Consider the following 22,104-nt stretch of genomic DNA (forward strand, 5'->3'; position numbering starts at 1 on the left):
TTGATCATTACTTACCCAGCCGGCGGGTTTCCGGAACGCCCCGCGCCGGTCACTTTCCGATCATGTGTCCCCGCAGGTCGACGCCGTAGGGGCCATCGGCCTAGCAGATCGGGACCTTGATCAGGGGGTTGTCCACAAGGCGGTCCGTCATCCACAGGCGGGAGCCGGCGGGTGGTCCGGGCGGGTCGTCCCGGCCCACGCTCTCCCGGACAAGCCGATCCCTGGGAGGGGCGATGTTCGACACCCACGTAACGATCGTCGGTAACGTTTTGACCGCGCCGGAGTGGCGGCGGACCACGCAGAGCGCAACGCTGGTGGCCAACTTCAAGGTCGCCTCGACCGCCCGCCGGCTCGACCGGGACAGCGGTCGCTGGGTCGACGGCAACAGCCTGCGGGTCCGCGTCAACTGCTGGCGACGCCTGGCCGAGGGCGTGGCCGCATCGGTGGCGGTGGGTGATCCGGTGATCGTCGCCGGCCGCCTCTACACCCGGGACTGGACCGACGAGGCCGGTAACCACCGCACGCTCTACGAGCTGGAGGCGGTCGCGGTCGGGCACGACCTGTCCCGGGGCCGGTCGCGCTTCCTGCGCAACCAGCCGCGCGCGGCCACCAGCTCGGTCGAGGACGCCGAGGCGGAGCAGCGGGTGCACGGCGAGGCGACCGAGCCGGTGCCCGACGAGCAGGTGCCGGCCAGGTTCGACGACCGGCCGCTCGACGACGACTTTCCGCCGTCGGAGTTCGCGCCGGCACGGGTCGGCCTCACCGGCACGCTGGACCGGGTGATCGAGCTCGACCCGTTCGACGACCGGCCCGCCGGTGCGGGGACCGGCGGCGGGACGCTCTCGGGCGGCGACCCGAGCGCCGGCCGGGACACCCGGCTCGGTGGACCGGAGATGGGCGAGGACGACGAACTGGCCGCCGAGGAGGGGGACGGGCCGGCCCCGGCCGAGGACGACGAGTTGGCCGAGATCGAGCTGCCGACCGAGGCCGAGCTGCCGACCGAGGACGGGTCGGGCGGTGCGGGATCGGCCGGTGCGGCCTCCGGCGGCGGGGCTGCCTCGGGCCGTCGCGGCCGGCGACGCACGCCGGTGCCTGCCTGAGCAACCGGCGGTGTACGCGGGTGCCCGCCGGTGCGGCTGGCGGCGTACGCCGGTGCCTGCCTGAGCGGTCGGTGGCGTACGCCGGTGCCTGCCTGAGCGGTCGGTGGCGTACGCCGGTGCCTTACCTGAGTGATCGGCCGGGCAACGGGGGTGCGGGGTGGCGGCGTCGGCGCTGCCACCCCGCGGCACGGCCCGCTCCGGACCGCCGGTACGGCTAGGCTGGCCGGCCGGAGGTGGTGACGGGTGCGGCAGGCGACCGCGATGGCGAACGCGACCGGGCTGGTGGCGGGCTACGTGCTCGACGCGCTGCTCGGCGACCCGCGCCGGTGGCATCCGGTGGCCGGCTTCGGCCACGCCGCCGGGGCGCTGGAGCGGCGGGTCTACCGCCCGGACCGCGCGGCCGGCGTGGTGTTCACCGCGCTCGCGGTCGGCGCGCCGGTGCTGCTCGGGGCCGCCGCCGAGCGCGTCACCCGACGGCATCCGGTGGCACGGGCCGTACTGGTCGCCGCCGGCACCTGGACGGTGCTCGGCGGGCGGACGCTGCGGCACGAGTCCCGGGTGATGGCACGGGCGCTGCGCCGGGCCGACCTGCCCGCCGCACGGGGCCGCCTCGGTCATCTCTGCGGACGGGACCCGTCGACGCTCGACGAACCGGAGCTGGCCCGGGCCACCGTCGAGTCGGTCGCCGAGAACACCTCCGACGCGGTGGTCGCGCCGCTGGTCTGGGGCGCGGTCGCGGGGCTTCCCGGCCTGCTCGGCTACCGGGCGGCGAACACGCTCGACGCCATGGTCGGCCACCGCTCGCCCCGGTACGCCCGCTTCGGCACCCCGGCCGCCCGGCTGGACGATCTGCTCAACCTGGTGCCGTCCCGGCTGACCGGGCTGCTCACCGTGGCCGTCGCGCCGGTGGCGCACGGGAACCGCGCCGCCGCGTGGCACGTGTGGCGACGGGACCGGGCCGACCATCCGAGCCCGAACGCCGGGCAGTGCGAGGCGGCGATGGCCGGCGCGCTCGGCGTCCGGCTGGGCGGGCGCAACGTGTACTTCGGTCGCTCGGAGACGCGGCCGTTCCTCGGTGACGGGCCTCGACCCGAGGCGCGGCACCTGAAGCGGGCCGCCCGGGTGTCGGACGCGGTGGGGTTGGCCGCACTGGGCCTGGCCGCGCTCTACCCGCTGACGGTGGGCCGGCTGGCCGGCGCCGCCGGCCGGGCCGCGCTGCGCACGGTGGCCGGCTGTTCGGCGGTCGCCGGTTGCCGGGCGGTGGCCGGTTGCCGGGCGGTGGCCGGTTGCCGGGCGGTGGCCGGTTGCCGGGCGGTGGCCGGGGCTTCGTCGGCGGGATCGGTCGCCGACCGGGGGAGCGGGCGGTGAGCGGCGGGCTGCTGGTCGCCGGCACCACCTCCGACGCCGGCAAGAGCGTGCTCACCGCCGGCATCTGTCGCTGGCTGCGCCGCCGGGACGTCCGGGTCGCCCCGTTCAAGGCGCAGAACATGTCCAACAACTCGGCGGTGGTGGTCGGCCCGGACGGTCGGGGCGGCGAGCTGGGCCGGGCGCAGGCGATGCAGGCCGCCGCCGCCGGGCTCGCTCCCGACCTGCGCTTCAACCCGGTGCTGCTCAAGCCGGGCAGCGACCTGGCCAGCCAGGTGGTGCTGCTCGGGGAGGCGGTCGACACGGTCACCGCCGGCAACTACCACGCGTTGCGCCCTCGGCTCGCCGCCACCGCGTACGCGGCGCTGGCTGAGCTGCGCGCCGAGTACGACGTGGTGATCTGCGAGGGCGCGGGCAGCCCGGCGGAGATCAACCTGCGGGCCGGCGACTACGTCAACATGGGGCTGGCCCGGCAGGCCGGCCTGCCGGCGATCGTGGTGGGCGACATCGACCGGGGCGGCGTGTTCGCCTCGATGTTCGGCACCGTGGCGCTGCTCGACGCCGCCGACCAGGCGCTCGTCGCCGGTTTCGTGATCAACAAGTTCCGGGGCGATCTCGGGCTGCTCCGCCCCGGGCTGGACATGCTGCACCGGGTCACCGGCCGTCCCACGTACGGGGTGCTGCCCTGGGCGCTGGACCTGTGGCTGGACGCGGAGGACTCGCTCGCGTACGGGCGGGTGCTCGGACGGCCGGCGGCGCCGCGCGGCACCGAGTGGCTCGACGTGGCAGTGGTCCGGCTGCCCCGGGTCAGCAACGCCACCGACGTGGAGGCGCTCGCCACCGAACCCGGGGTCCGGGTGCGGTTGACCGTCGAACCGGCCGAGCTGGCCGCCGCGGACCTGGTGGTGCTGCCCGGTTCGAAGTCGACAGTCGCCGACCTGGCCTGGCTGCGGGAGACCGGCCTGGCCGACGCGGTCCTCGGGCACGCCGCCGCCGGCCGTCCGCTGCTCGGCATCTGCGGCGGGTTCCAGATGCTCGGCCGGGCGATCCACGACCCGGTGGAGAGCCGTCGGGGCAGCGTTCCCGGCCTCGGCCTGCTGCCGGTCGAGGTGACGTTCGACAGGCGCAAGACGGTCCGTCGGGCCGAGGGCACGGCGGCCGGCGACACGGACGTGCCGGTGGATGGGTACGAGATCCACCACGGTCGGGTCTCCGCCGCCGACCCGGGCCTGCCGCCGCTGCTGCGCTACGCCGATGGCACCGGCGAGGGCGCCCGGCTCGGCGCGGTGTACGGCACGCACTGGCACGGCGCGTTCGAGTCCGACGCGTTCCGTCGCCGGTTCCTCGCCGAGGTCGCCGGCGTGGCCGGCCGGACCGGCTTCAAGGTCGCCCCGGACACGTCGTTCGCGGCGGCCCGGGAACGGACCCTGGATCTGCTCGGCGACCTGGTGGAGGAGCACCTGGACACCGGCGCGCTGTGGCGACTGATCGAGTCCGGCCCGCCGCCGGGCCTGCCGTTCGTGCCACCCGGCGCACCCGACTGAACCGGCGCGTCGGGCCGCCGGGCACCGGCCGCCGCGAACGGGCCACGACGGCAGCCGGCCGCCGCGAACGGGCGACCACGACGGCAGCCGGCCGCCGCGAACGGGCGGCGGGTGGCTCAGACGCGTACGTCGGCCGGGCGGTCGGACATCGGCAGCCCGGCCTCCCGCCAGCCCTGCACGCCGCCGATCATGTCGGTCGCCTGACGCAGCCCGAGCGTCTGGAGGCTGGCGGCGGCCAGGCTGGAGCTGTAGCCCTGGCGGCACACGACCACGATCTCGCGGTCGTACCCGGTGGCCTCCGGGATGCGCCACGCGCTGGCCGGGTCGAGCCGCCATTCCAGCACCGTGCGGTCGATGACGATCGCGCCGGGCAGCTCGCCCTCCTCACGGCGTTGCGTCTCGGTGCGGGTGTCGATCAGCAGCGCCCCGTTGCGGACCGCCTCGACGGTCTCGTGCGGGGTGAGCCGGCGGAGGCCGGCGCGGGCCTGTTCCAGGAGGGCGTCGACGCCCGGACACATCACGTCATGGAGCACCCCCAGATCATGCCCACCGGGCCGCCGCGCCGCCCGGTGAAACGGCCCGCCGGGTCGCAGGATCCAGCGGACGGGGGAACGTTAGCGTCGGTCGGGTGAACGTCGAGGTGGTCGAGGCGTACGCCGGGTTGGCCCGCCGGGTGCTGGCCGGGCCGGCGCGGTTGGGGCGTACCCGGCTGGTGGCGGTCGACGGGCCGAGCGGCGCGGGCAAGAGCGTGTTCGCGACGCGCCTCGCGGACGCGTTCGCGGCGGTTCCGGGCGGCGTCCGGCCGCCGCTGGTCCGCACCGACGACCTGCTCGACGGCTGGGACGACCAGCTCACGTTCTGGACCCGCCTGGAGGAGTGGGTGCTCGGCCCGGTACGGGCCGGGCGGGCGGGCGGCCACCGCCGGTACAGCTGGGTCCGCCGTCGCTTCCTGGACCGGGTGGTGCCGGTGCCGGCCGGGCCGGTGCTGATCGTCGAGGGGGTGAGCGCGGCGCGTGCCGCGGTGCGCCCCGAGTTGACGCTGTCGGTGCTGGTGACCGCGCCGGCCGAGCTGCGGTTGGCCCGGGCGCTGGCCCGCGACGGGGTCCGGGTGCTGCCGGAGCTGCGTCGCTGGCACGCCGGGGAGCGGGCGCACTTCACCGCGGACGGCACCGCGGCGGCGGTGGACCTGGTGGTGAACGGTGCGCCCGACCTGCCGCACGACGCGGACCACTACTACGTGCGCTTCGGCCGGCGACCGGGCTGGGAGGGCGTGGCCGGGTAAGGCCGGCATACGATTCCGGTCATGACCACTCCGATCATCTCCGAGTCCGACGTGCGGGCCGCCGTCGAGCGGGAACTGCCAGGTGTCCGCGCCGACCTGGAACGACTCGTCCGCATTCCGGGCATCGCCTTCGAGGGCTTCGACCACTCGCACGTGGAGCGCTCCGCCGAGGCGGTGGCGGAACTGCTGCGCGGCTGTGGCCTCGACACCCGGATCGTCCGCTCCGGCGGCCAGCCGGCGGTGATCGGGACGAAGGCGGCCCCGTCCGGCGCGCCCACCGTGCTGCTCTACGCCCACCACGACGTGCAGCCGGTCGGGGACCTGTCGCTGTGGGAGTCCGACCCGTTCGAGCCGGTGGAGCGCGATGGCCGCCTCTACGGGCGGGGCGCCGCCGACGACAAGGCCGGCATCATGGCGCACGTGGCCGCGCTGCGCGCGTTCGGCGACCGGCTCCCGGTGGGCGTGGTGCTGTTCGTCGAGGGCGAGGAGGAGTACGGCTCGGACTCGCTGGAGCGGCTGCTCGCCGAGCACCGGGACGACCTCGCCTCGGACGTCATCGTGATCGCCGACTCCACCAACTGGGACGTCGGTGTGCCGGCGCTGACCACCTCGCTGCGCGGCATCGTGAACTGCTTCGTGGAGGTGCGCACGCTCGACCACGCGGTGCACAGCGGCATGTTCGGGGGCGCCGTGCCGGACGCGCTGACCGCGCTGGTGAAGTTGCTCGGCACGCTGCACGACGACGCCGGCGACGTCGCGGTGGACGGCCTGACGGGCCGCGAGGGCGCCGTCGTCGACTACCCGGAGGACCGGTTCCGCGCGGAGGTCGGCCTGGTCGACGGCGCGCGGTTGTTCGGCACCGGCCGGATCACCGACCGGCTCTGGACCAAGCCGGCGCTCGCGATCCTCGGCATCGACGCGCCGGCCACCGGCGAGGCGCCGAACGCGCTGGTCCCGGCCGCGAAGGCGAAGCTGAGCGTACGGCTGGCGCCGGGCGACGACCCGAAGAAGGCGTACGCCGCGCTGACCGCGCATCTGGAGCGGAACGCGCCGTGGGGCGCGCAGGTGACGGTGACGTTCGAGCACGACGGCGCGCCCTGCGTGATCGACGCCAGCGGGCCGATGTTCGACGCGGCGCGGGCCGCGTTCCGGGGCGCCTGGGACGGCACCGACCCGGTCGACATCGGGGTGGGTGGCTCGATCCCGTTCATCGCCACGTTCCAGGAGATGTTCCCGCGGGCGGCGATCCTGGTGACCGGCGTGGAGGACCCGCACGCCCGGGCGCACGGCCCGAACGAGAGCCTGCACCTGGGCGAGTTCGCCCGCGTCTGCCTGGCCGAGGCGCTGCTGCTGGCCAAGGTGGCCGAGGCGGGCCGCGCCTGACCGGCGGGCGTCGTCACGGTGGCCGGTGTCGGCACGGTGGCCGGTGTCGGCACGGTGGCCGGTGTCGTCGGGGCGGCCGGCGCCGTCGGGTGCCCGGCTCGGTCTCGGTGCCCCTCGGTCACGGTGCCCGACTGCGTCACGGCGCCGGGCCCCGTCACGGTGGGTGATGAGAGGGCGAGGCTACTCGGTCGGAAGCGTTATGCCTGACGGTCATAATTATGCCTCTGTGGTATATCACCTCCGACCAACCTCATCGCCAGGTCGCGCCGCGCACGGTGTCGAAACCGTAACTTCGGGATGGATGTCGGAGTTTGCGGTGTGTCGGCGGGCTGGGTGTTATAGCCTTTCGAACATGCGTACGAACGAAGAGATGGCGCGGCTCCAGGCCGCCGTCCGTGCTCTGGGGGACGTCGACGTCTCCGCGTGGCCCGAGGCCACGCTCAAGGAACAACTCGGTGAGCTCTCCGCCACGCTGGTCACGCTCGACGCGCTGCTCACCCGGGTCGCTGAGGGCGTGCGCGGGCGCGGCCTGCGCGTGGAGGAGCCGGTCCCGGCCTGACCCTCCCGACCGGCCGCGCGATCCGCCCGTATGGCGCGATCCGGCCGGCCGCGCGATCCGGGCGATCCGGCTGACCGCGCGTCCGGCTCGGCGGGGCGATCCGGCCGGCCCGGCGCACCCGATGCGGTGGGCCGGGCCGCCGGAAGCGCCCCGCTGTCGCAGGTGACTGGCAGGATGTGGGCGTGCGTTTCGCGGAGCTGGCGGCCACCTCGGCCGCGGTCGGTGCCACCGGTGGTCGGCGGGCCAAGGTGGAGCTGCTGGCCGCCGCGCTGCGCGGGCTCGACCCGGCCGAGATCGCGGCCGGTGCCGGCTATCTCGCCGGTGAGCTGCGCCAACGGCAGACCGGCGTCGGTTGGGCGGGGCTGCGTGACCTGCCGCCACCGGCCGCCGCGCCGACGCTGACCGTGTCCGGCGTCGACGCGGCGATCGAGGAGATCTCCCGGGTCGGCGGCACCGGCTCGCAGGCCCGGCGGCGGGAGCTGGTCGGCCGGCTCTTCGCCGCCGCGACCGCCGACGAGCAACGCCTGCTGGTCGGGCTGTTCCGGGGGGAGCTGCGTCAGGGCGCCCAGGCCGGCCTGCTCGCCGAGGCGGTGGCCCGGGCCGCCGAGGTGCCGGTCACTGTCGTCCGCCGGGCCCTGCTGCTCGCCGGCGACCTGCGGGCGGTGGCGGTCGCGGCGCTCACCGGCGGCGCCGCCGCGCTGGCCGGGTTCGGGCTCCAGGTGGGTCGCCCGCTCGCCCCGATGCTGGCCCAGAGCGCGCCCTCGGTCGACGAGGCGCTCACCGCCACCGGCACGCCGGCGGTGGTCGACGTCAAGCTCGACGGCATCCGCATCCAGGTGCACCGCTCCGGGCAGGACATCGCGGTGTTCACCCGCAGCCTCGACGAGATCACCGGCCGGCTGCCCGAGGTGGTGGCCGCCGTCCGCGCGCTGCCCGCCCGGGAGTTGGTGCTCGACGGCGAGGCGATCGGGCTGGACGCGGCCGGCCGACCGCTGCCGTTCCAGCAGACGTCGAGCCACGCGGCCCGGCGCACCACGCCCAGCACCACCGGCCGCACCCCGGTCGCGCCGGCCGTGCTCGCCGCCGCCGAGCGTGCCGGCGAGCCGGTGCTCACGCCGTACTTCTTCGATCTGCTGCACCTCGACGGCGCCGACCTGATCGACCTGCCCGGGCGGGAGCGGTGGGCGACGCTGGCCCGCGCGGTCGACCCGGCGTTGCTGGTCGGCCGGGTGGAGGTGGACGACGCGGCGCAGGCCGCGGCGGCGTTCGCCGCGGCGGTCGACGCCGGCCAGGAGGGGGTGGTGGTCAAGGACCCGGCCGCGCCCTACGACGCCGGGCGGCGCGGCGCGGCCTGGGTCAAGGTCAAGCCCCGGCACACGCTCGACCTGGTGGTGCTGGCGGTGGAGTGGGGCAGCGGCCGGCGCCAGGGCTGGTTGTCCAACCTGCACCTCGGCGCCCGCGACCCGGGCACCGGTGAGTTCGTCATGCTCGGCAAGACGTTCAAGGGGCTGACCGACGAGCTGCTGCGCTGGCAGACCGAGCGGTTCCTGGCGTTGGCCGTGGAGAAGGGCGACTGGGTGGTCCGGGTGCGGCCGGAGCAGGTGGTCGAGATCGCCTTCGACGGGGTGCAGACCAGCAGCCGCTACCCGGGCGGGATGGCGCTGCGCTTCGCCCGCGTGGTGCGCTACCGGGACGACAAGACCGCCGCCGAGGCGGACACGATCGACGCGGTCCGGGCGATCCACGCCGGCCGGGTCACCGGCTGAGCCGGCCGGCCCGGGCTCAGGGGGCGGCGGGTCCGGCGGCTGCCGGTTCGGCGGCCCGGTCCACCGGCACACGCGGGCCGTCCAGGCCGGCCCGCCGGCGGGCCTCCCGGCGCGCCACCCAGCCGTAGCCGACCAGGCTCATCACCGCGAAGATCCACCACTGCCACACGTAGCCGAAGTTCTGCCAGTTGTTGGTGTGCCCGATCGGCACCGCCTGGAACGCCGGGTCGGCGGCCGGCGTCTGGCCGTCCAGCAGCACGTAACCGCCGGTGACCGGGTAGGGCAGTTGCTTCGCCAGGCGGGAGATGTCGATGCGGCGGGCCTCCAGCTTGCCGTCGCGGCGGGCCACCCCACCGCCGCCGCTCTCGCTGCCGACCACCCGGCCGGTGACGGTCACCTCGCCGGCCGGCGCCGCCGGCACCGAGGGCTGGACGGTCGCGCCGGCGCCCGGGACGGGCGGGATCCAGCCGCGGTCGACGAGCACCGCGGTGCCGTCGGCGAGCACCAGCGGGGTGAGCACCTCGAAGCCGACCGTGTTGTCGACGGTCCGGCCGCGGATCAGGACGACGTTGGCGTTGTCGTAGCGGCCGGTGGCGGTGACCCGGCTCCAGGTGAGGCGCTCCGCCGGGGCCGGGCCCACGTTCCCCGGGCCGCCGGTCGGCGCGGGCAGCGCGTTCCGCAGCGGTGCGGGCGTCATGGTGGCGCCGGCGTCGATCCGCTCGTTGACGGCGGTCCGCCCGTGGTAGCGGTCCAGCTGCCAGTTGCCCAGGAACACCATCACCGCGGCGGCCACCAGGGTCAGCGCCAGGTAGCCCAGCCAGCGCGGGGTCAGCAGGAACCGGTACACGGTGGTCAAGGCTACCCGTATGAGCGGGGCCACTCGCGGTTGCCGGCGGTGATCGGGGCGGCGGGCGGCCGTCGTGGAGCGGACCGGACGGGTATGGTCACGCGGGCGGAAATCACCCGGAGGATCCAGGAGTCGAGAATGACCGACGTGCCGCGGGTCGTGCTGAGCGCGCCCTCCTCGGGGCACGGCACCGGTGCCCTCTCCCTCGGCCTGCTCGCGGCCCTCGCCGACCGGGGGCTTGCGGTGGCCGGGTTCAAGGTCGGCCCGGACCAGGTGGACGCGGCGTACCTCGGGCTGGCCGCCGGCCGGCCGGGGCGCACGCTGGACCCGCGGCTGGTCGGCCCGGAGCGGGTCGGCCCGCTCTTCGCGCACGGGGCGGCCGGGGCCGGGCTCGCGCTGGTGCAGGGCACCATGGGGCTGTACGACTCGGTCGCCGGCCGGCCGGAGAGCGAGTCCACCGCCGCGGTCGCCACCGCGCTGCGCAGCCCGGTGGTGCTGGTGGTGGACGTGGCCGCGATGGGCCAGTCGGTGGCCGCGCTGGTGCACGGCTTCCGGGCGTACGACGAGCAGCTCTGGTTGGGCGGCGTGATCCTCAACCGGGTGGCCTCGCCCCGGCACGAGACGCTGCTGCGGGAGGCGCTCGACGACGTCGGGGTGCCGGTCTACGGCGCGCTGCGCCGGCACGAGCTGCCCCCGGTGCTGCCCGCCCGCCGGCACGGCGCCGCGCCGGTGGTGCGCGGCGACGCCGAGGCCGAGCGCGGGGTGCGCCGGCTCGGCGAGGCGGTGGCCGCCACCGTCGACCTCGACCGGCTGCTCACGCTGGCCCGCTCCGCCCCCGCGCTCACCGTCGAGCCCTGGTCGCCCGACCCGGCGGACGGGCCGTCGGACGGGCCGTCGGACGCCGCGGAGCGGCCGGTGGTCGCGCTGGCCGGCGGCCCGGCCGGCAGCTACAGCCATCCGGAGGCCGTCGAGCTGCTGCGCGCCGCCGGCGCCGAGGTGGTCACGCTCGATCCGCTGCGCGACGAGGCGCTGCCCGCCGGGACCCGCGCGCTTGTCGTCGGCGGCGCGCTCCCGGAGACGTACGCGGAGCAGCTCTCCGCCAATCGGCGGCTCTGCATCGCGGTGGCGGAGCTGGCCCGCTCCGGACGGCCGGTGGTCGCCGAGGGGGCCGGCCTGCTCTGGCTGGCCCGTGAGCTGGACGGTCTGCCCATGTGCGGGGTGCTCGACGCGGTCGGCACGGTCCGGGACGGCCTGGTGGTCGGCTACCGGGAGGCCACCGCGGTCACCGGCAGCGTGGTGGCCCCGGCCGGCGTGACGGTGACCGGGCACAAGCAGCACGCGGCGGTGCTCACCCCGCGGGCCGGTGACCGGCCGGCCTGGCAGTGGGGCGGGGGCACGCCGGAGGGCTTCGTCCGCCACGGGGTGCACGCCTCGCAGCTCGTGCCGCACTGGGCCGCGCTTCCCGGTGTCGCCGAGCGGCTGGTGGCCGCCGCCCGAGCGTCCGTGGCGGCTCCGGCGTGATCGGTCAGGTGGCGGTACGCCGGTTCCCGGCGCTGACCGTCTCCACCCCGCGGATCGAGGTGCGCCGGCTGGTCGCGGCGGACGCGGAGGCGGTGGACGAGGTGTTCGCCGACCGGCAGACCCAGCGTTGGCTGCCGCTGGCCGAGGCGGCCGGGCAGATCGACGGGCGGGCCTGGTGCACCGAGCTGGCCCGGCAGCGGCGGGACAGCGGCGACGGTGACCACCTGGCGGTGGTGCGGCGGGAGGACCAGCGGGTGGTCGGCTGCCTCTGGACCCGGCGCACCGACTGGGGCGCCCGGCTCACCGAGGTGTCGTACGCGCTCGCGCCGCACGCCCGAGGCTTCGGCCTGGCGGTGGAGGCGGTGGACGCGGTGGCGATCGCGTTGATCCTGGAGCACGGCTTCCAGCGGGTGGAGCTGCGGGTGGCGCCGGGCAACGTCGCCTCCCGGCGGGTCGCCGAGAAGGCCGGCTTCAGCTACGAGGGCCTGCTCCGCAACGCGGGTTTCGTCCGGGGCGCCCGCGTCGACCTGGAACTGTGGTCCTTCGTAGCCGCCGACCTCCACTGACCCCGGCCCCCGGTCCGCCCGGCCCTCGCCCGATGTCGATCAAGGAGTTCGCGTCGGGGGTCGGGCGATCCCGGACGCAAACTCCTTGATCAACTGACCCGGGCGCACCCCCGGGCGGTCGGTGGGGCGGGTGGGGTGGGTGGGGTGGGTGGGGTGGGGTGGGGGTCAACCGACGATCTGGTCGGAGGGCGGGGTGAACTGGCGCGTCGGTTGGCCCTTCAGGGCGTCGCGCAGCGTCTCGGCGACCGCGTTCACCGGGATCTGGGACTGCCCGTCACCCACCGCGTTGAACGGGTTGTCCGGATCGGCGATGAAGCTCGCCGCGGCCAGCTCCGGGGTGTAGCCGACGAACCACGCCGACCGGGTGCTGTCCGTGGTGCCCGTCTTGCCGGCGACCGGCCGGCCGACCGTCTTCCGTACGCTGTCCGCCGTCGACCAGCCGCCGCAGGTCCCCTTGGCCGGGGTGTCGCCGGTCGGGCAGCGGGCCGCGTCGGTGGCGGCCCGGGCCGCGTCCGCGTTGACCACCTGGCGGCACCGGGGCTTGGCCACCTCCCGCTGCACCCCGCCCGGCGTGGACCAGGTGGCCGGCGTGCCGTCCCGGTTCATGATCGCGTTGACCGGGATCGCCTCGCAGTAGCGTCCGTCGGCGGCGACGGCCGCGTACGCGTTCGCCATCTCCAGCGGGGTGGCGTCGGAGACGCCGAGCGTGAACGCGCCCCACTTCTTCGCCTTGGCCGGTGACGCCTGCTCCTTGTCGACGTCGGTACGCCAGCGCAGCCCGAGCTGTTCGGCCAGGCGCACCCCGGCGTCCGCGCCGACCTTCTCCTCCAACTGCACGAAGTAGGTGTTCACCGACTTGCCGAAGCCGGACCACATGGTCTGCCGGCCGGTCATCGCGCCGCTGGCGTTGGACGGCGCCCAGCCGTCGTAGATCGCCGACTGGTACCGGTAGGGCGAGTCGTACGCGGTGGACAGCGGCATCCCGGCGTTGAGCGCGGCGAGCATCGGGAACATCTTGAACGTGGAGCCGGCCTGGTAGCCGGGGAGCGTTCCGCCGCCGAGCAGCGGCGCCACCGTGTTCGGGTAGTTCGCCTTGACCTTCGGGCCGGCCTCCGGGTTCGAGCTGCTCGGGTTCTCGGCCAGGTCGAGCGAGTAGTTCCGGTTCACCGCCATCGCCTTGATCCGTCCGGTGCCGGGTTCGGCGACCACGATGCCGTTGGCGAACGGGCTGCCGGTGTTGTCCTTGGCGCCGACGTTCTTCTCGGCCGCCGCCTGCGTCTTCGGGTCGAGCGCGAGCACGATCCGGTAGCCGCCCCGGCGCAGCTTGTCCATCCGTTCCAGGCGGTTCTCGCCGAACGCGGGCTGCGCGCTCCACCAGTTCTTGAGGTAGTCGCAGTAGAAGCCCCAGCTCCGGTGCGCGCCGTCGATCGCGGCGCAGTCGTTCGGCGGGTCGGTCAGCTTCAGCGTGATCGGCTGGGCCTTGGCCGCCGCGGCGGCGTCCGGCGACAGGTAGCCGAGGCGGGCCATGTTGTCCAGCACGTAGTTGCGTCGGCCGGTGGCGTCCTTCTGGTCGGAGGTGATCGGGTCGTACTCGGAGGGGGACTTCACCAGCCCGGCCAGCGTGGCCGCCTCGACCGGGCTGAGCGTGGCCGGCGTCTTGGAGAAGAAGATCTGCGAGGCGGCGTAGATGCCGTACGCCCGGTGGCCGAAGTAGGCCGAGTTGAGGTAGCGCTCGAGGATCTGCTCCTTGCTCAGGTGCTTCTCGATGTCGAGCGCCATGCGCATCTCCTTGACCTTGCGCAGGCTGGTCTGCTGGGTGGCCTCCTGGACCTCCTTCGGCGTGCTCGCGCTGTCCCGCAGCGCCATCCGGACGTACTGCATGGTGAGCGTCGAGGCGCCCTGGGAGACGCCGCCGGAGCGGGCGTTGGAGACGAAGGCGCGCGCCACGCCCTTCGGGTCGACGCCGTGGTGCTGGTAGAAGCGGTTGTCCTCGGCGGCGACGATCGCCTGCTGGATGTTCGGCGACATGTTCTCGATCTTGGTGTACTGCCGGTACTCCTCGTAGAACATGGTCAGCACGGTCTTGCCGTCGGGCGCGTAGACGTACGAGGTCTCGGCCGGCAGCGCGGTCTTGAGGATGTTCGTCTTCTGCTCCACGGCGTGCGCGGTGGCCTTCGCGCCGATGCCGGTGACGGCGGCCATCGGGTACAACGCGGCGGCGACGACGATGCCGGCGATCAGCCCGGCACGGAGAAGGGGCACGGCACGACCGGCGGACGCAAGGGGTCGGTTGCTCACGGGGTCAAGCTATGACATTTCCGATTCGGAAATGAGAAGAATTCATAAACGGGCGAGCCGTGACGCGACCCACGCCGGGATGCGCTGTCCCGGGACGCGGCTTCCCGGCAGGATCGCGGTCATGCCCGCACCTCCGCCCGCCGCCGCGCCCGTCGAACCCGACCTGGCCCACCACGGGGACGCCGAGGCCACGCCCGGCCTGGTGGACCTGGCGGTCAACGTGCGCCGCGCCCCGATGCCCGACTGGCTGGCCGACCCGGTCACCGCCGCGCTGGGTGAGCTGGCCGCGTACCCGGACCCGGCCCCCGCCCGCGCCGCCGTCGGTCACCGGCACGGGCGACCCCCGGACGAGGTACTCCTCACCGCCGGCGCCGCCGAAGGCTTCGTGCTGATCGCCCGCGCGCTGCGCGACGCCCGCCACCCGGTGGTGGTGCACCCGCAGTTCACCGAGCCGGAGGCCGCGCTGCGGGCCGCCGGCCACCGGGTGGACCGGGTCCTGCTCGACCCGACCGGCGGCTTCCGGCTCGACCCGGCCCGGGTGCCCGCCGACGCCGACCTGGTCATGGTCGGCAACCCCACCAACCCGACCTCGGTGCTGCACCCGGCGGACGCGATCGCCGCGCTGGCCCGTCCCGGCCGGGTGCTGGTGGTCGACGAGGCGTTCGCCGACACCACCGTCGCGCCCGGCGTCGACGGCGAGCCGGAATCCCTCGCCGCCCGCCGCGACCTGCCCGGCCTCGTGGTGGTCCGCAGCCTCACCAAGACCTGGGGGCTGGCCGGGCTGCGGATCGGCTACCTGCTCGGCGCCGCCGACCTGCTGGCCCGGTTCGCCGCCGCCCAGCCGCTCTGGGCCGTCTCCACCCCGGCGCTCGCCGCCGCCACCGCCTGCGCCGGGCCGGTCGCGGTCGCGGCCGAGCGCGCGATCGCCGCCGGGCTGGCCGCCGACCGCGAGCACCTGGTGGCCCGCCTGTCCGACCTGCCCGGGGTACGCGTGGCGGGGCAACCGGCCAGCGCCTTCGTCCTGATCCACACGCCCGGCGCCGCCGCGCTGCGGGAGCGGCTGCGCGAACACGGCTGGGCGGTACGCCGGGGCGACACGTTCCCCGGGCTCGGCCCGGACTGGCTCCGGATCGCGGTACGCGACCGGGCCACCACCGACGCGTTCATCGAGACACTGGCACGGATCCTGGAGGCATGATGCTGGAGTCCACCGTCGCGGCGATCCGCCCGCTCGACGAGTCGGCCATGGCGGCGGCGCACGAGCTGCAGGGCCGGCTGACCAAGCCCGCCGGCTCGCTCGGCGCCCTGGAGCCGCTCTCGGTACGCCTCACCGGCCTGGCCGGGACCTGTCCGCCGCCGCTGCCCGATCCGGCCGCGGTGGTGATCTTCGCGGGTGACCACGGGGTGCACGCCCAGGGGGTGACCCCGTGGCCGCAGGAGGTCACCGCCCAGATGATCGGCAACTTCCTGGCCGGTGGCGCGGTGGTCAACGCGTTCGCCCGGCAGGCCGGCGCCTCGGTCACCGTGGTCGACGTCGGCGTCGCCACCCCGGTCCCGATCGGCCCGTCCGCCGACCCGGCCGCGCTCGCCGCCGCCTCGGACGGCCCGCTCGCCGACCCGGCCGCCTCGGACGGCCCGCCCACCGCCCCGGCGGTGCTCTCCGCCAGCCTGGTCGCGACGCCCGCCGACCCGGCCGGGCCGCGTCTGGTGGCGGCGAACGTGCGGGCCGGCACCCGGGACATGACGGTCACCGCGGCACTCACCCGGGACGAGGCCCGGGCAGCGGTGGAGACCGGCATCCGGATCGCCGGCGAACTGGTCGACGCCGGCGCCGGCATCCTGCTCACCGGCGACATGGGCATCGGCAACACCACGCCGGCCGCCGCGCTCGTGGCCGCGTTCACCGGCGTCGACGCGGCGGCGGCGACCGGCCGGGGCACCGGCGTGGACGACGAGACGTACGCCCGCAAGGTCGGCGTGGTGCGGGCCGCGCTGGAGCGGCACACCCCCGATCCGGCCGACCCGCTCGGCGTCCTCGCGACCGTCGGCGGGCTGGAGCACGCCGCGCTGGCCGGGCTGATCCTCGGCGCCGCCGCGCGTCGGGTGCCGGTCCTGCTGGACGGCGTGATCGCGGTCAGCGCCGCGCTGGCCGCCGCCGCGTTCGCGCCGGACGCGGTGGGCGCCATGGTCGCCGGGCACCGCAGCGCCGAGCCGGGCGCCACGGTGGCGCTGCGGCACCTCGGCCTGGAACCGCTCGTCGACCTGGGGCTGCGGCTCGGCGAGGGCACCGGCGCGCTGCTCGCGTTGCCGGTCGTCACCGGCGCGGTCCGGGTGCTGCACGAGGTGGCCACGTTCGACTCGGCCGGGGTGGCCGAGAAGTGAGCGGGCCGGCCCCGGAGGCGTCGCCCAGCCCGTACCCCCTGGGGTTGCGGCTGGCCGGGCGGCGCGTGGTCGTGGTGGGCGGCGGAGCGGTGGCCACCCGGCGGGTGCCCGCGCTGCTCGACGCCGGCGCGGACGTCTTGGTCGTCGCGCCGGAACTGACGCCGGCGCTGCGCGCCCACGCCGACGCCGGGCGGCTGCGCTGGGAGCCGCGGCGCTTCGCCGTCGGTGACCTGGACGGCGCCTGGCTGGCGCACGTCGCGGTGGACGACCGGGCCGCCGCCGCCGCGGTGAGCGCCGCCGCGGCCGAGCGGCGGATCTTCTGCGTCCGGGCCGACGACCGGGTCGCGGCCAGCGCGTGGACGCCCGCGGTGACCCGGCACGGCCCGGTGACGGTGGCCGTGCTCGGCGGTGGCGACCCGCACCGCGCGAGGGCGGTCCGCGACGCCGTCCGCACCCTCCTGAGCGCAAGGACGGGCCCCCGGTTAACGGATTCGGTAGCGGAGGGGGCCCCGCTCAACACCGCCGGCGGCGGTGGGCGCGTGGCGCTGGTCGGGGCCGGGCCCGGCGATCCGGAGCTGATCACGGTGAAGGGCTGGCGGCTGCTCACCGAGGCCGAGGTGGTGGTCGCCGACCGGCTCGTCCCCGGCCTCCTCCTGGACGAGTTGCGGCCGGACGTCGAGCTGGTCGACGCGTCGAAGATCCCGTACGGGCCGTCGCGCGCCCAGGAGGAGATCAACCGGATCCTGGTGGACCGGGCCCGGGCCGGCAGGGTGGTGGTCCGGCTCAAGGGCGGCGACCCGTACGTCTTCGGGCGCGGCGGCGAGGAGTTGCTGGCCTGCGCCGAGGCGGGGGTGCCGGTGACCGTGGTGCCGGGGGTGACCAGCGCGATCGCGGTGCCCGGGGTGGCCGGGGTGCCGGTGACCCACCGGGCGGTGGCGCACGAGTTCACCGTGGTGTCCGGGCACGTCGCGCCGGACTCGCCGGCCTCGCTGGTGAGCTGGGAGTCGCTTGCCGGCCTGCGGGGCACGCTGGTGATCCTAATGGGCCTGAAGAACCTGGCGGCGATCGCGGCGACGCTGATCGCGCACGGCAGACCGCCGACCACCCCGGCGGCGGTGATCCAGGAGGGCACCACCGCCACCCAGCGCACGCTCCGCTCGACCCTCGGCGCAGTGGCCGCCGACGTCACCGCCGCCGACCTCCGCCCACCCGCCGTCGTGGTCATCGGCGACGTCGTCAACGCCCTGACGACTCCCTGACCCCCTGACCCCTACCCGCGCGCCGCCCCGCGCCGTCGATCTTGCGCTTGATGCCCCGGGGGTGCCCGGATTCGCCCGTTTGGTCGGGGCGGTAAGTGCAAGATCCACGGGGTGGGGTGGGGTGGGGTGGGGTGGGGGATGTGGGGCGGCCCGGGACCGTGGGGTCCCGGGCCGCGTCAGGTGTGGCGGGTTACTGCTTGAGCATGTTGTCCAGGAGCAGGGCGCAGCGGATCAGGCCGAGGTGGCTGTACGCCTGGGGGTGGTTGCCCAGGCCCCGCTCGGCCAGCGGGTCGTACTGCTCGGGGAGCAGGCCGGTGGGGCCGGCCGTGTCGATCATCTGGGTGAACAGCTCCTCGGCGTCGGTGCGGCGGCCGGTGCGCAGGTACGCCTCGATCAGCCACGCCGTGCAGATGTGGAAGCCGCCCTCCCGGCCGGGCAGGCCGTCGTCCCAGTGGTAGCGGTAGACCACCGGGCCGCTGCGCAGGTCCGCCTCGATCTTGAGCACGGTGGAGAGGAACCGCGGGTCGTCGCCGGGGAGCAGCCCGGACAGGCCGATCCAGAGCGACGAGGCGTCCATCTCGTCGTGCCCGTACGCGACGCTGTACGCCTCGGCCTCCGGGTGCCAGCCGTGCTCCAGCACGTTGGCCCCGATCCGGTCGCGCAAATCGACCCACTCCGGCCGGTCCTGGCCGCCGTGCTGCCGCACCACGTGCAGTGCCCGGTCGACGGTCATCCAGAGCATGACCTTGGAGAACACGTGGTGCCGGGGTGGGAGGCGGGCCTCCCAGATGCCGTGGTCGGGCTCGTGCCAGCGGCGGCGTACCGCCTCGACCATGTTCTCCAGCACCCGCCACTCGTCGTCGCGGACCGAGCCCCGGGCGTCGGCCACCGCGGCGATCAGGTCCGCCACCGGGCCGAACACGTCGAGCTGGAGCTGGTGGTTGGCGAGGTTGCCCACCCGCACCGGCCGGGAGCCGGCGTAGCCGGGCAGCGTGTCGATGACCGCCTCGGCGCCCAACTCGAAGCCGTCGACGGTGTAGAGCGGATGCAGCCGCTCCGGGTGCCCGCCGGTGCGCTCCACCACGCCGTCGATCCAGCGCAGCAGCCCCTCGGCCTCCTCGGTGGAGCCGAGGTCGACCAGTGACCGCGCGGTCATCGCCGCGTCCCGCAGCCAGCAGTAGCGGTAGTCCCAGTTGCGGACGCCGCCCAGCTCCTCGGGGAGCGAGGTGGTCGCCGCGGCGAGGATCGAACCGGTCGGCTCGTGGGTGAGGCCGCGCAGGGTCAGCGCGCTGCGGGCGACCAGGTCCCGGCCGGTGGTGGGCAGCCGCAGCGAGGCCACCCAGTCCTTCCAGGGCTGCTCGGCGGCGGCCTGCCGCTCGTGCACCGGCACCCGGTGCGGCTCCAGGCTCTGCGTGCCGAAGCGCAGCTCCAGCACCACCTGCCCGCCGGCGGCGGAGAGGTCCACCACCGCCTTCGCGGTCTCGTACCCGGCGTCGTTGGTGACCTCCCACTCGACGCCGGGGGAGTGCAGCGCGACCGGCTCGTTGGAGCCGAGCACCAGCAGCCCGTCGTCGAGCGGCTGGAGCTGCACCGCCACCTGCCCGAACTCGGGGCGCGGGGCGAACTCGACGCGGGCCCGCCCGGTGCCGCTGAGCACCCGGACCAGGGTCGAGTCGCCGCTGACCACGGCCGGGTCGTCCGGCGTCGTCTCCCGGACGGGCAGGTCCAGCCAGTCGGTGACGGTCAGGCCGGACCAGCGGGTCTCCACCGTCATGGTGTTGCTGCGGTAGCGCTGGCCAAGCGGGATGCCGCCGCGCTCCGGGCCGATGGTGAAGTGCCCGGCCGGGCTGCCACCCACCAGGTCGGCGAAGATCGCCGCCGAGTCCGGCTTCGGGTGGCACAGCCAGGTGATCTTGGCTTCCGGTGTGACGAGCGCGACCGTACGCCCGTTGGCGAGCATCGAGTGCCGCTCGATCGGCACCGCCCGCTCCCCGAAGAGCCAGTGCCGCCGGGTCTCCAGCAGCAGGCCGAGCGCGCGGGCCGCCTCGATCGGCTCGGCCACCCGGTAGTCGGCCTGGGTGTCGCCGGGGCCGATCTTGATGCCGACGTCCGGCCCGTGCAGGTTGCCGAACGCGTTCTCGTCGGTGACGTCGTCGCCGATGAAGAGCACCGCACCGGCCGCGAGCTGGGTCCGGAGCTGGTCGACCGCGGTGCCCTTGTGGGTGGCCACCACCGACAGCTCGATGACCTCCTTGCCCTGGGTGACGGTGACGCCGTCCCAGGTGGCGGGGCCGCTGCGGACCGCGTCCACGGCGGCGGCGGCGACCTGCGGGTCGACCCCCCGGGTGTGGACGGCGACGCTGGCCGGCTTGCGCTCCAGCCGGATCCCCGGGTGGGCCGCGGCGATCTCGCGCAGCTCCTGGCGGAGCCGGTGCCGGACCGCGATCAGCTCCGGGCTGAGCCGCTCGACGAAGCCGATGTCGAACTCGGAGCCGTGGCTGCCGACCAGGTGCACCTCACTCGGCAGCCGGGAGAGGGTGGCCAGGTCGCGCAGCGCGCGCCCGGAGACCACCGCGACGCTGGTCTGCGGCAGCGAGGCCAGCGCGCGGATCGCGGCCACCGACTCGGGCAGCGGTACGGCCCTGGTCGGATCCTCGACGATCGGCGCCAGTGTGCCGTCGTAGTCGCAGGCGATCAGGAGTTGGGGAGTCCGGGCGATGCGGCCGATCGCGGCTCGCAGTTCCGGGTCGAGCACGCCACCGGAGGAGGTGGCGGCAGCGGGCGGGGTCACGCAGCCTCCGTATCGGGGACACCGAGCTCGCTGAGGAACGACTTGGCCCAGTGGCCGACATCGTGGCTGCGCAGATGGCGCTGCATGACGCGCATCCGGCGGCGGGCTTCGGGCTTTTCGACGTGCACGGCCCGGAGCAACGCGTCCTTCACCGCGTCCGGGTCGTGCGGATTACACAGGAACGCCTGGCGCAGCTCGGTGGCGGCGCCGGCGAACTCACTGAGCACGAGCGCGCCGCCCTGGTCGGCGCGCGATGCGACGTACTCCTTGGCCACCAGATTCATTCCGTCTCGCAGCGGGGTCACCATCATGACGTCGGCGGCCACGTACATCGCCGCCAACTCGGAGCGACTGTACGACTGATGCAGATAATGAACAGCCGGCACGCCGACCCGGCCGAATTCACCATTGATCCGGCCAACCTCGCGTTCCACCTTCACCCGTAGTGCCTGGTAGTGCTCCACGCGCTCGCGGCTGGGCGTGGCGACCTGCACCATAACCGCGTCCGGAACTGTCAACTTTCCGTCAGCAAGGAGTTCCCGGAAGGCCTTGAGTCGAAGCTCGATGCCCTTGGTGTAGTCGAGCCGGTCGACGCCCAGGATGATCGTCTTGGGGTTGCCCAGCTCCTCGCGGATCTGCTTGGCCCGGGCCTGGATCGTCGGGTCCTCGGCCAGCCGTTCCATCTCCCTGGTCTCGATCGAGATGGGGAACGCGCCGGCCTTCACCTGCCGGCCGTCGACCTGGATCATCTGCCCCTCGTAGCGCAGGCCGAGCAGGTGCCGGGCCAGCCGGACGAAGTTCTGCGCCGCCAGCCGCTGCTGGAAACCGACCAGGTCGGCGCCGAGCAGGCCGCGCAGGATCTCGGCGCGGAACGGCATCTGCATGAACAGCTCGATCGGCGGGAACGGGATGTGCAGGAAGAACCCGATCTTCAGGTCGGGGCGCAGCTCGCGCAGCATCGCCGGGACGAGCTGGAGCTGGTAGTCCTGGACCCAGACCGTGGCGCCCTCGGCCGCCACGTCCGCCGCGGCCTCCGCGAACCGGGCGTTCACCAAGCGGTACGCCTCGCGCCAGCGCCGCTTGTAGGCGGGCGTCTCGACGGCGTCGTGGTAGAGCGGCCAGATCGTCGCGTTGGACTGGCCCTCGTAGTAGCGCTCCAACTCCTCGGCGCTCAGCGGCACCGGGTGCAGCCGGATGCCCTCCAAGTCGAACGGCTCGGGCGCGGCGCCGGTGCCGCCGGCCCACCCGACCCAGGTGCCCTGGTGCTCGGCGAGCACCGGGTGCAGCGCGGTCACCAGGCCGCCGGGGCTGCGCCGCCACTGCCGTCCCTCGGGTGTGCTCACCTCGTCGACCGGCAGTCGGTTGGCCACTACGACAAAGGAGCTACGGACGGTCACGATCGGCCACCTCCGGGTACTGACGGGTCCACCGCGATGAGCGT

Annotated in this window: 16 protein-coding genes and 1 pseudogene; 12 read left to right on the forward strand and 5 right to left on the reverse strand. The window is 75.0% G+C overall.

Translation table 11 applies throughout. The features are described from left to right. The first annotated feature begins 233 nt into the window (after positions 1–233). From ssb to ACIA6B_RS26805, 3 genes and pseudogenes are all read left to right on the forward strand, one after another. On the forward strand, positions 234–1,100 hold the full coding sequence (gene ssb / locus ACIA6B_RS26795; RefSeq protein WP_396777418.1) for a single-stranded DNA-binding protein: 867 nt from the start codon (positions 234–236) through the stop codon (positions 1,098–1,100). A gap of 243 nt (positions 1,101–1,343) precedes the next feature. Beyond that, positions 1,344–2,318, forward strand: a pseudogene (locus ACIA6B_RS26800) (cobalamin biosynthesis protein); the annotation flags it as partial. Positions 2,319–2,464: 146 nt separating this feature from the next. Further along, on the forward strand, positions 2,465–4,009 hold the full coding sequence (locus ACIA6B_RS26805) for a cobyric acid synthase (protein WP_396777420.1): 1,545 nt from the start codon (positions 2,465–2,467) through the stop codon (positions 4,007–4,009). A gap of 116 nt (positions 4,010–4,125) precedes the next feature. On the opposite strand, the gene ACIA6B_RS26810 is transcribed toward ACIA6B_RS26805, so the two are convergent. Continuing rightward, positions 4,126–4,527 carry a rhodanese-like domain-containing protein gene (locus tag ACIA6B_RS26810; RefSeq protein ID WP_343447654.1) on the reverse strand — a complete coding sequence of 134 codons (402 nt, stop codon included), beginning with the start codon at positions 4,525–4,527 and terminating at the stop codon, positions 4,126–4,128. A gap of 110 nt (positions 4,528–4,637) precedes the next feature. Between ACIA6B_RS26810 and ACIA6B_RS26815 the strand changes: the two genes are divergently transcribed. From ACIA6B_RS26815 to ACIA6B_RS26830, 4 genes are all read left to right on the forward strand, one after another. Further along, entirely contained in the window at positions 4,638–5,291 is a 654-nt protein-coding gene (locus ACIA6B_RS26815) for a uridine kinase (RefSeq protein ID WP_396777422.1), read from the forward strand. A 21-nt stretch (positions 5,292–5,312) separates the two neighbouring features. Continuing rightward, positions 5,313–6,674, forward strand: coding sequence for a dipeptidase (locus ACIA6B_RS26820; protein WP_396777424.1), 1,362 nt, complete (start codon positions 5,313–5,315; stop codon positions 6,672–6,674). Positions 6,675–7,026: 352 nt separating this feature from the next. Then, on the forward strand, positions 7,027–7,233 hold the full coding sequence (locus ACIA6B_RS26825; protein ID WP_396777428.1) for a hypothetical protein: 207 nt from the start codon (positions 7,027–7,029) through the stop codon (positions 7,231–7,233). 182 nt (positions 7,234–7,415) lie between these two features. Next, a complete protein-coding gene (locus ACIA6B_RS26830) occupies positions 7,416–8,999 on the forward strand; it encodes an ATP-dependent DNA ligase (RefSeq protein ID WP_396777430.1) in 1,584 nt (527 codons plus the stop codon). Between the two features lie 16 nt (positions 9,000–9,015). Here the strand turns inward: ACIA6B_RS26830 and ACIA6B_RS26835 are convergent, their stop codons facing one another. Beyond that, positions 9,016–9,846, reverse strand: a complete 831-nt coding sequence (locus ACIA6B_RS26835; RefSeq protein ID WP_396777519.1) for an SURF1 family protein — start codon at positions 9,844–9,846, stop codon at positions 9,016–9,018. 138 nt (positions 9,847–9,984) lie between these two features. Between ACIA6B_RS26835 and ACIA6B_RS26840 the strand changes: the two genes are divergently transcribed. Then, positions 9,985–11,367: a cobyrinate a,c-diamide synthase gene (locus tag ACIA6B_RS26840; protein WP_396777431.1), complete on the forward strand. Its 1,383-nt coding sequence runs from the start codon at positions 9,985–9,987 to the stop codon at positions 11,365–11,367. Then, positions 11,364–11,933, forward strand: coding sequence for a GNAT family N-acetyltransferase (locus ACIA6B_RS26845; protein ID WP_396777433.1), 570 nt, complete (start codon positions 11,364–11,366; stop codon positions 11,931–11,933). The genes ACIA6B_RS26840 and ACIA6B_RS26845 overlap by 4 nt, the downstream gene beginning before the upstream one ends. Before the next feature lie 165 nt (positions 11,934–12,098). On the opposite strand, the gene ACIA6B_RS26850 is transcribed toward ACIA6B_RS26845, so the two are convergent. Then, a complete protein-coding gene (locus tag ACIA6B_RS26850) occupies positions 12,099–14,231 on the reverse strand; it encodes a transglycosylase domain-containing protein (RefSeq protein WP_396777434.1) in 2,133 nt (710 codons plus the stop codon). Between the two features lie 121 nt (positions 14,232–14,352). On the opposite strand from ACIA6B_RS26850, the gene cobC reads away from it, so the two are divergent. Genes cobC through cobA form a run of 3 tightly spaced genes read left to right on the forward strand, consistent with a single transcriptional unit; the run spans position 14,353 to position 17,872 of the window. Further along, a complete protein-coding gene (cobC, locus tag ACIA6B_RS26855; RefSeq protein WP_396777436.1) occupies positions 14,353–15,429 on the forward strand; it encodes an Rv2231c family pyridoxal phosphate-dependent protein CobC in 1,077 nt (358 codons plus the stop codon). Further along, a complete protein-coding gene (locus tag ACIA6B_RS26860; RefSeq protein WP_396777521.1) occupies positions 15,429–16,613 on the forward strand; it encodes a nicotinate-nucleotide--dimethylbenzimidazole phosphoribosyltransferase in 1,185 nt (394 codons plus the stop codon). Before cobC ends, ACIA6B_RS26860 begins: the two co-directional genes overlap by 1 nt. Next, positions 16,610–17,872 carry a uroporphyrinogen-III C-methyltransferase gene (cobA, locus tag ACIA6B_RS26865; RefSeq protein WP_396777437.1) on the forward strand — a complete coding sequence of 421 codons (1,263 nt, stop codon included), beginning with the start codon at positions 16,610–16,612 and terminating at the stop codon, positions 17,870–17,872. Before ACIA6B_RS26860 ends, cobA begins: the two co-directional genes overlap by 4 nt. Before the next feature lie 190 nt (positions 17,873–18,062). On the opposite strand, the gene otsB is transcribed toward cobA, so the two are convergent. Both otsB and ACIA6B_RS26875 read right to left on the reverse strand, forming a co-directional pair. After that, positions 18,063–20,663 (reverse strand): trehalose-phosphatase, encoded by a 2,601-nt coding sequence (otsB, locus tag ACIA6B_RS26870; protein WP_396777439.1) that lies wholly within the window; start codon positions 20,661–20,663, stop codon positions 18,063–18,065. After that, entirely contained in the window at positions 20,660–22,060 is a 1,401-nt protein-coding gene (locus tag ACIA6B_RS26875) for a trehalose-6-phosphate synthase (RefSeq protein ID WP_107155943.1), read from the reverse strand. Before ACIA6B_RS26875 ends, otsB begins: the two co-directional genes overlap by 4 nt. Between the last annotated feature and the right edge of the window lie 44 nt (positions 22,061–22,104).

This window comes from Micromonospora sp. NPDC051141, from assembly GCF_044455765.1.
Lineage (GTDB): Bacteria > Actinomycetota > Actinomycetes > Mycobacteriales > Micromonosporaceae > Micromonospora.

Excerpts from the sequence above, each read along its gene's own strand:
- ssb (WP_396777418.1), top strand. The coding sequence starts at position 234 with ATGTTCGACACCCACGTAACGATCGTCGGTAACGTTTTGACCGCGCCG.
- ACIA6B_RS26810 (WP_343447654.1), bottom strand. The coding sequence starts at position 4,527 with ATGTGTCCGGGCGTCGACGCCCTCCTGGAACAGGCCCGCGCCGGCCTC.
- ACIA6B_RS26820 (WP_396777424.1), top strand. The coding sequence starts at position 5,313 with ATGACCACTCCGATCATCTCCGAGTCCGACGTGCGGGCCGCCGTCGAG.
- ACIA6B_RS26825 (WP_396777428.1), top strand. The coding sequence starts at position 7,027 with ATGCGTACGAACGAAGAGATGGCGCGGCTCCAGGCCGCCGTCCGTGCT.
- ACIA6B_RS26840 (WP_396777431.1), top strand. The coding sequence starts at position 9,985 with ATGACCGACGTGCCGCGGGTCGTGCTGAGCGCGCCCTCCTCGGGGCAC.
- cobC (WP_396777436.1), top strand. The coding sequence starts at position 14,353 with ATGCCCGCACCTCCGCCCGCCGCCGCGCCCGTCGAACCCGACCTGGCC.
- ACIA6B_RS26860 (WP_396777521.1), top strand. The coding sequence starts at position 15,429 with ATGCTGGAGTCCACCGTCGCGGCGATCCGCCCGCTCGACGAGTCGGCC.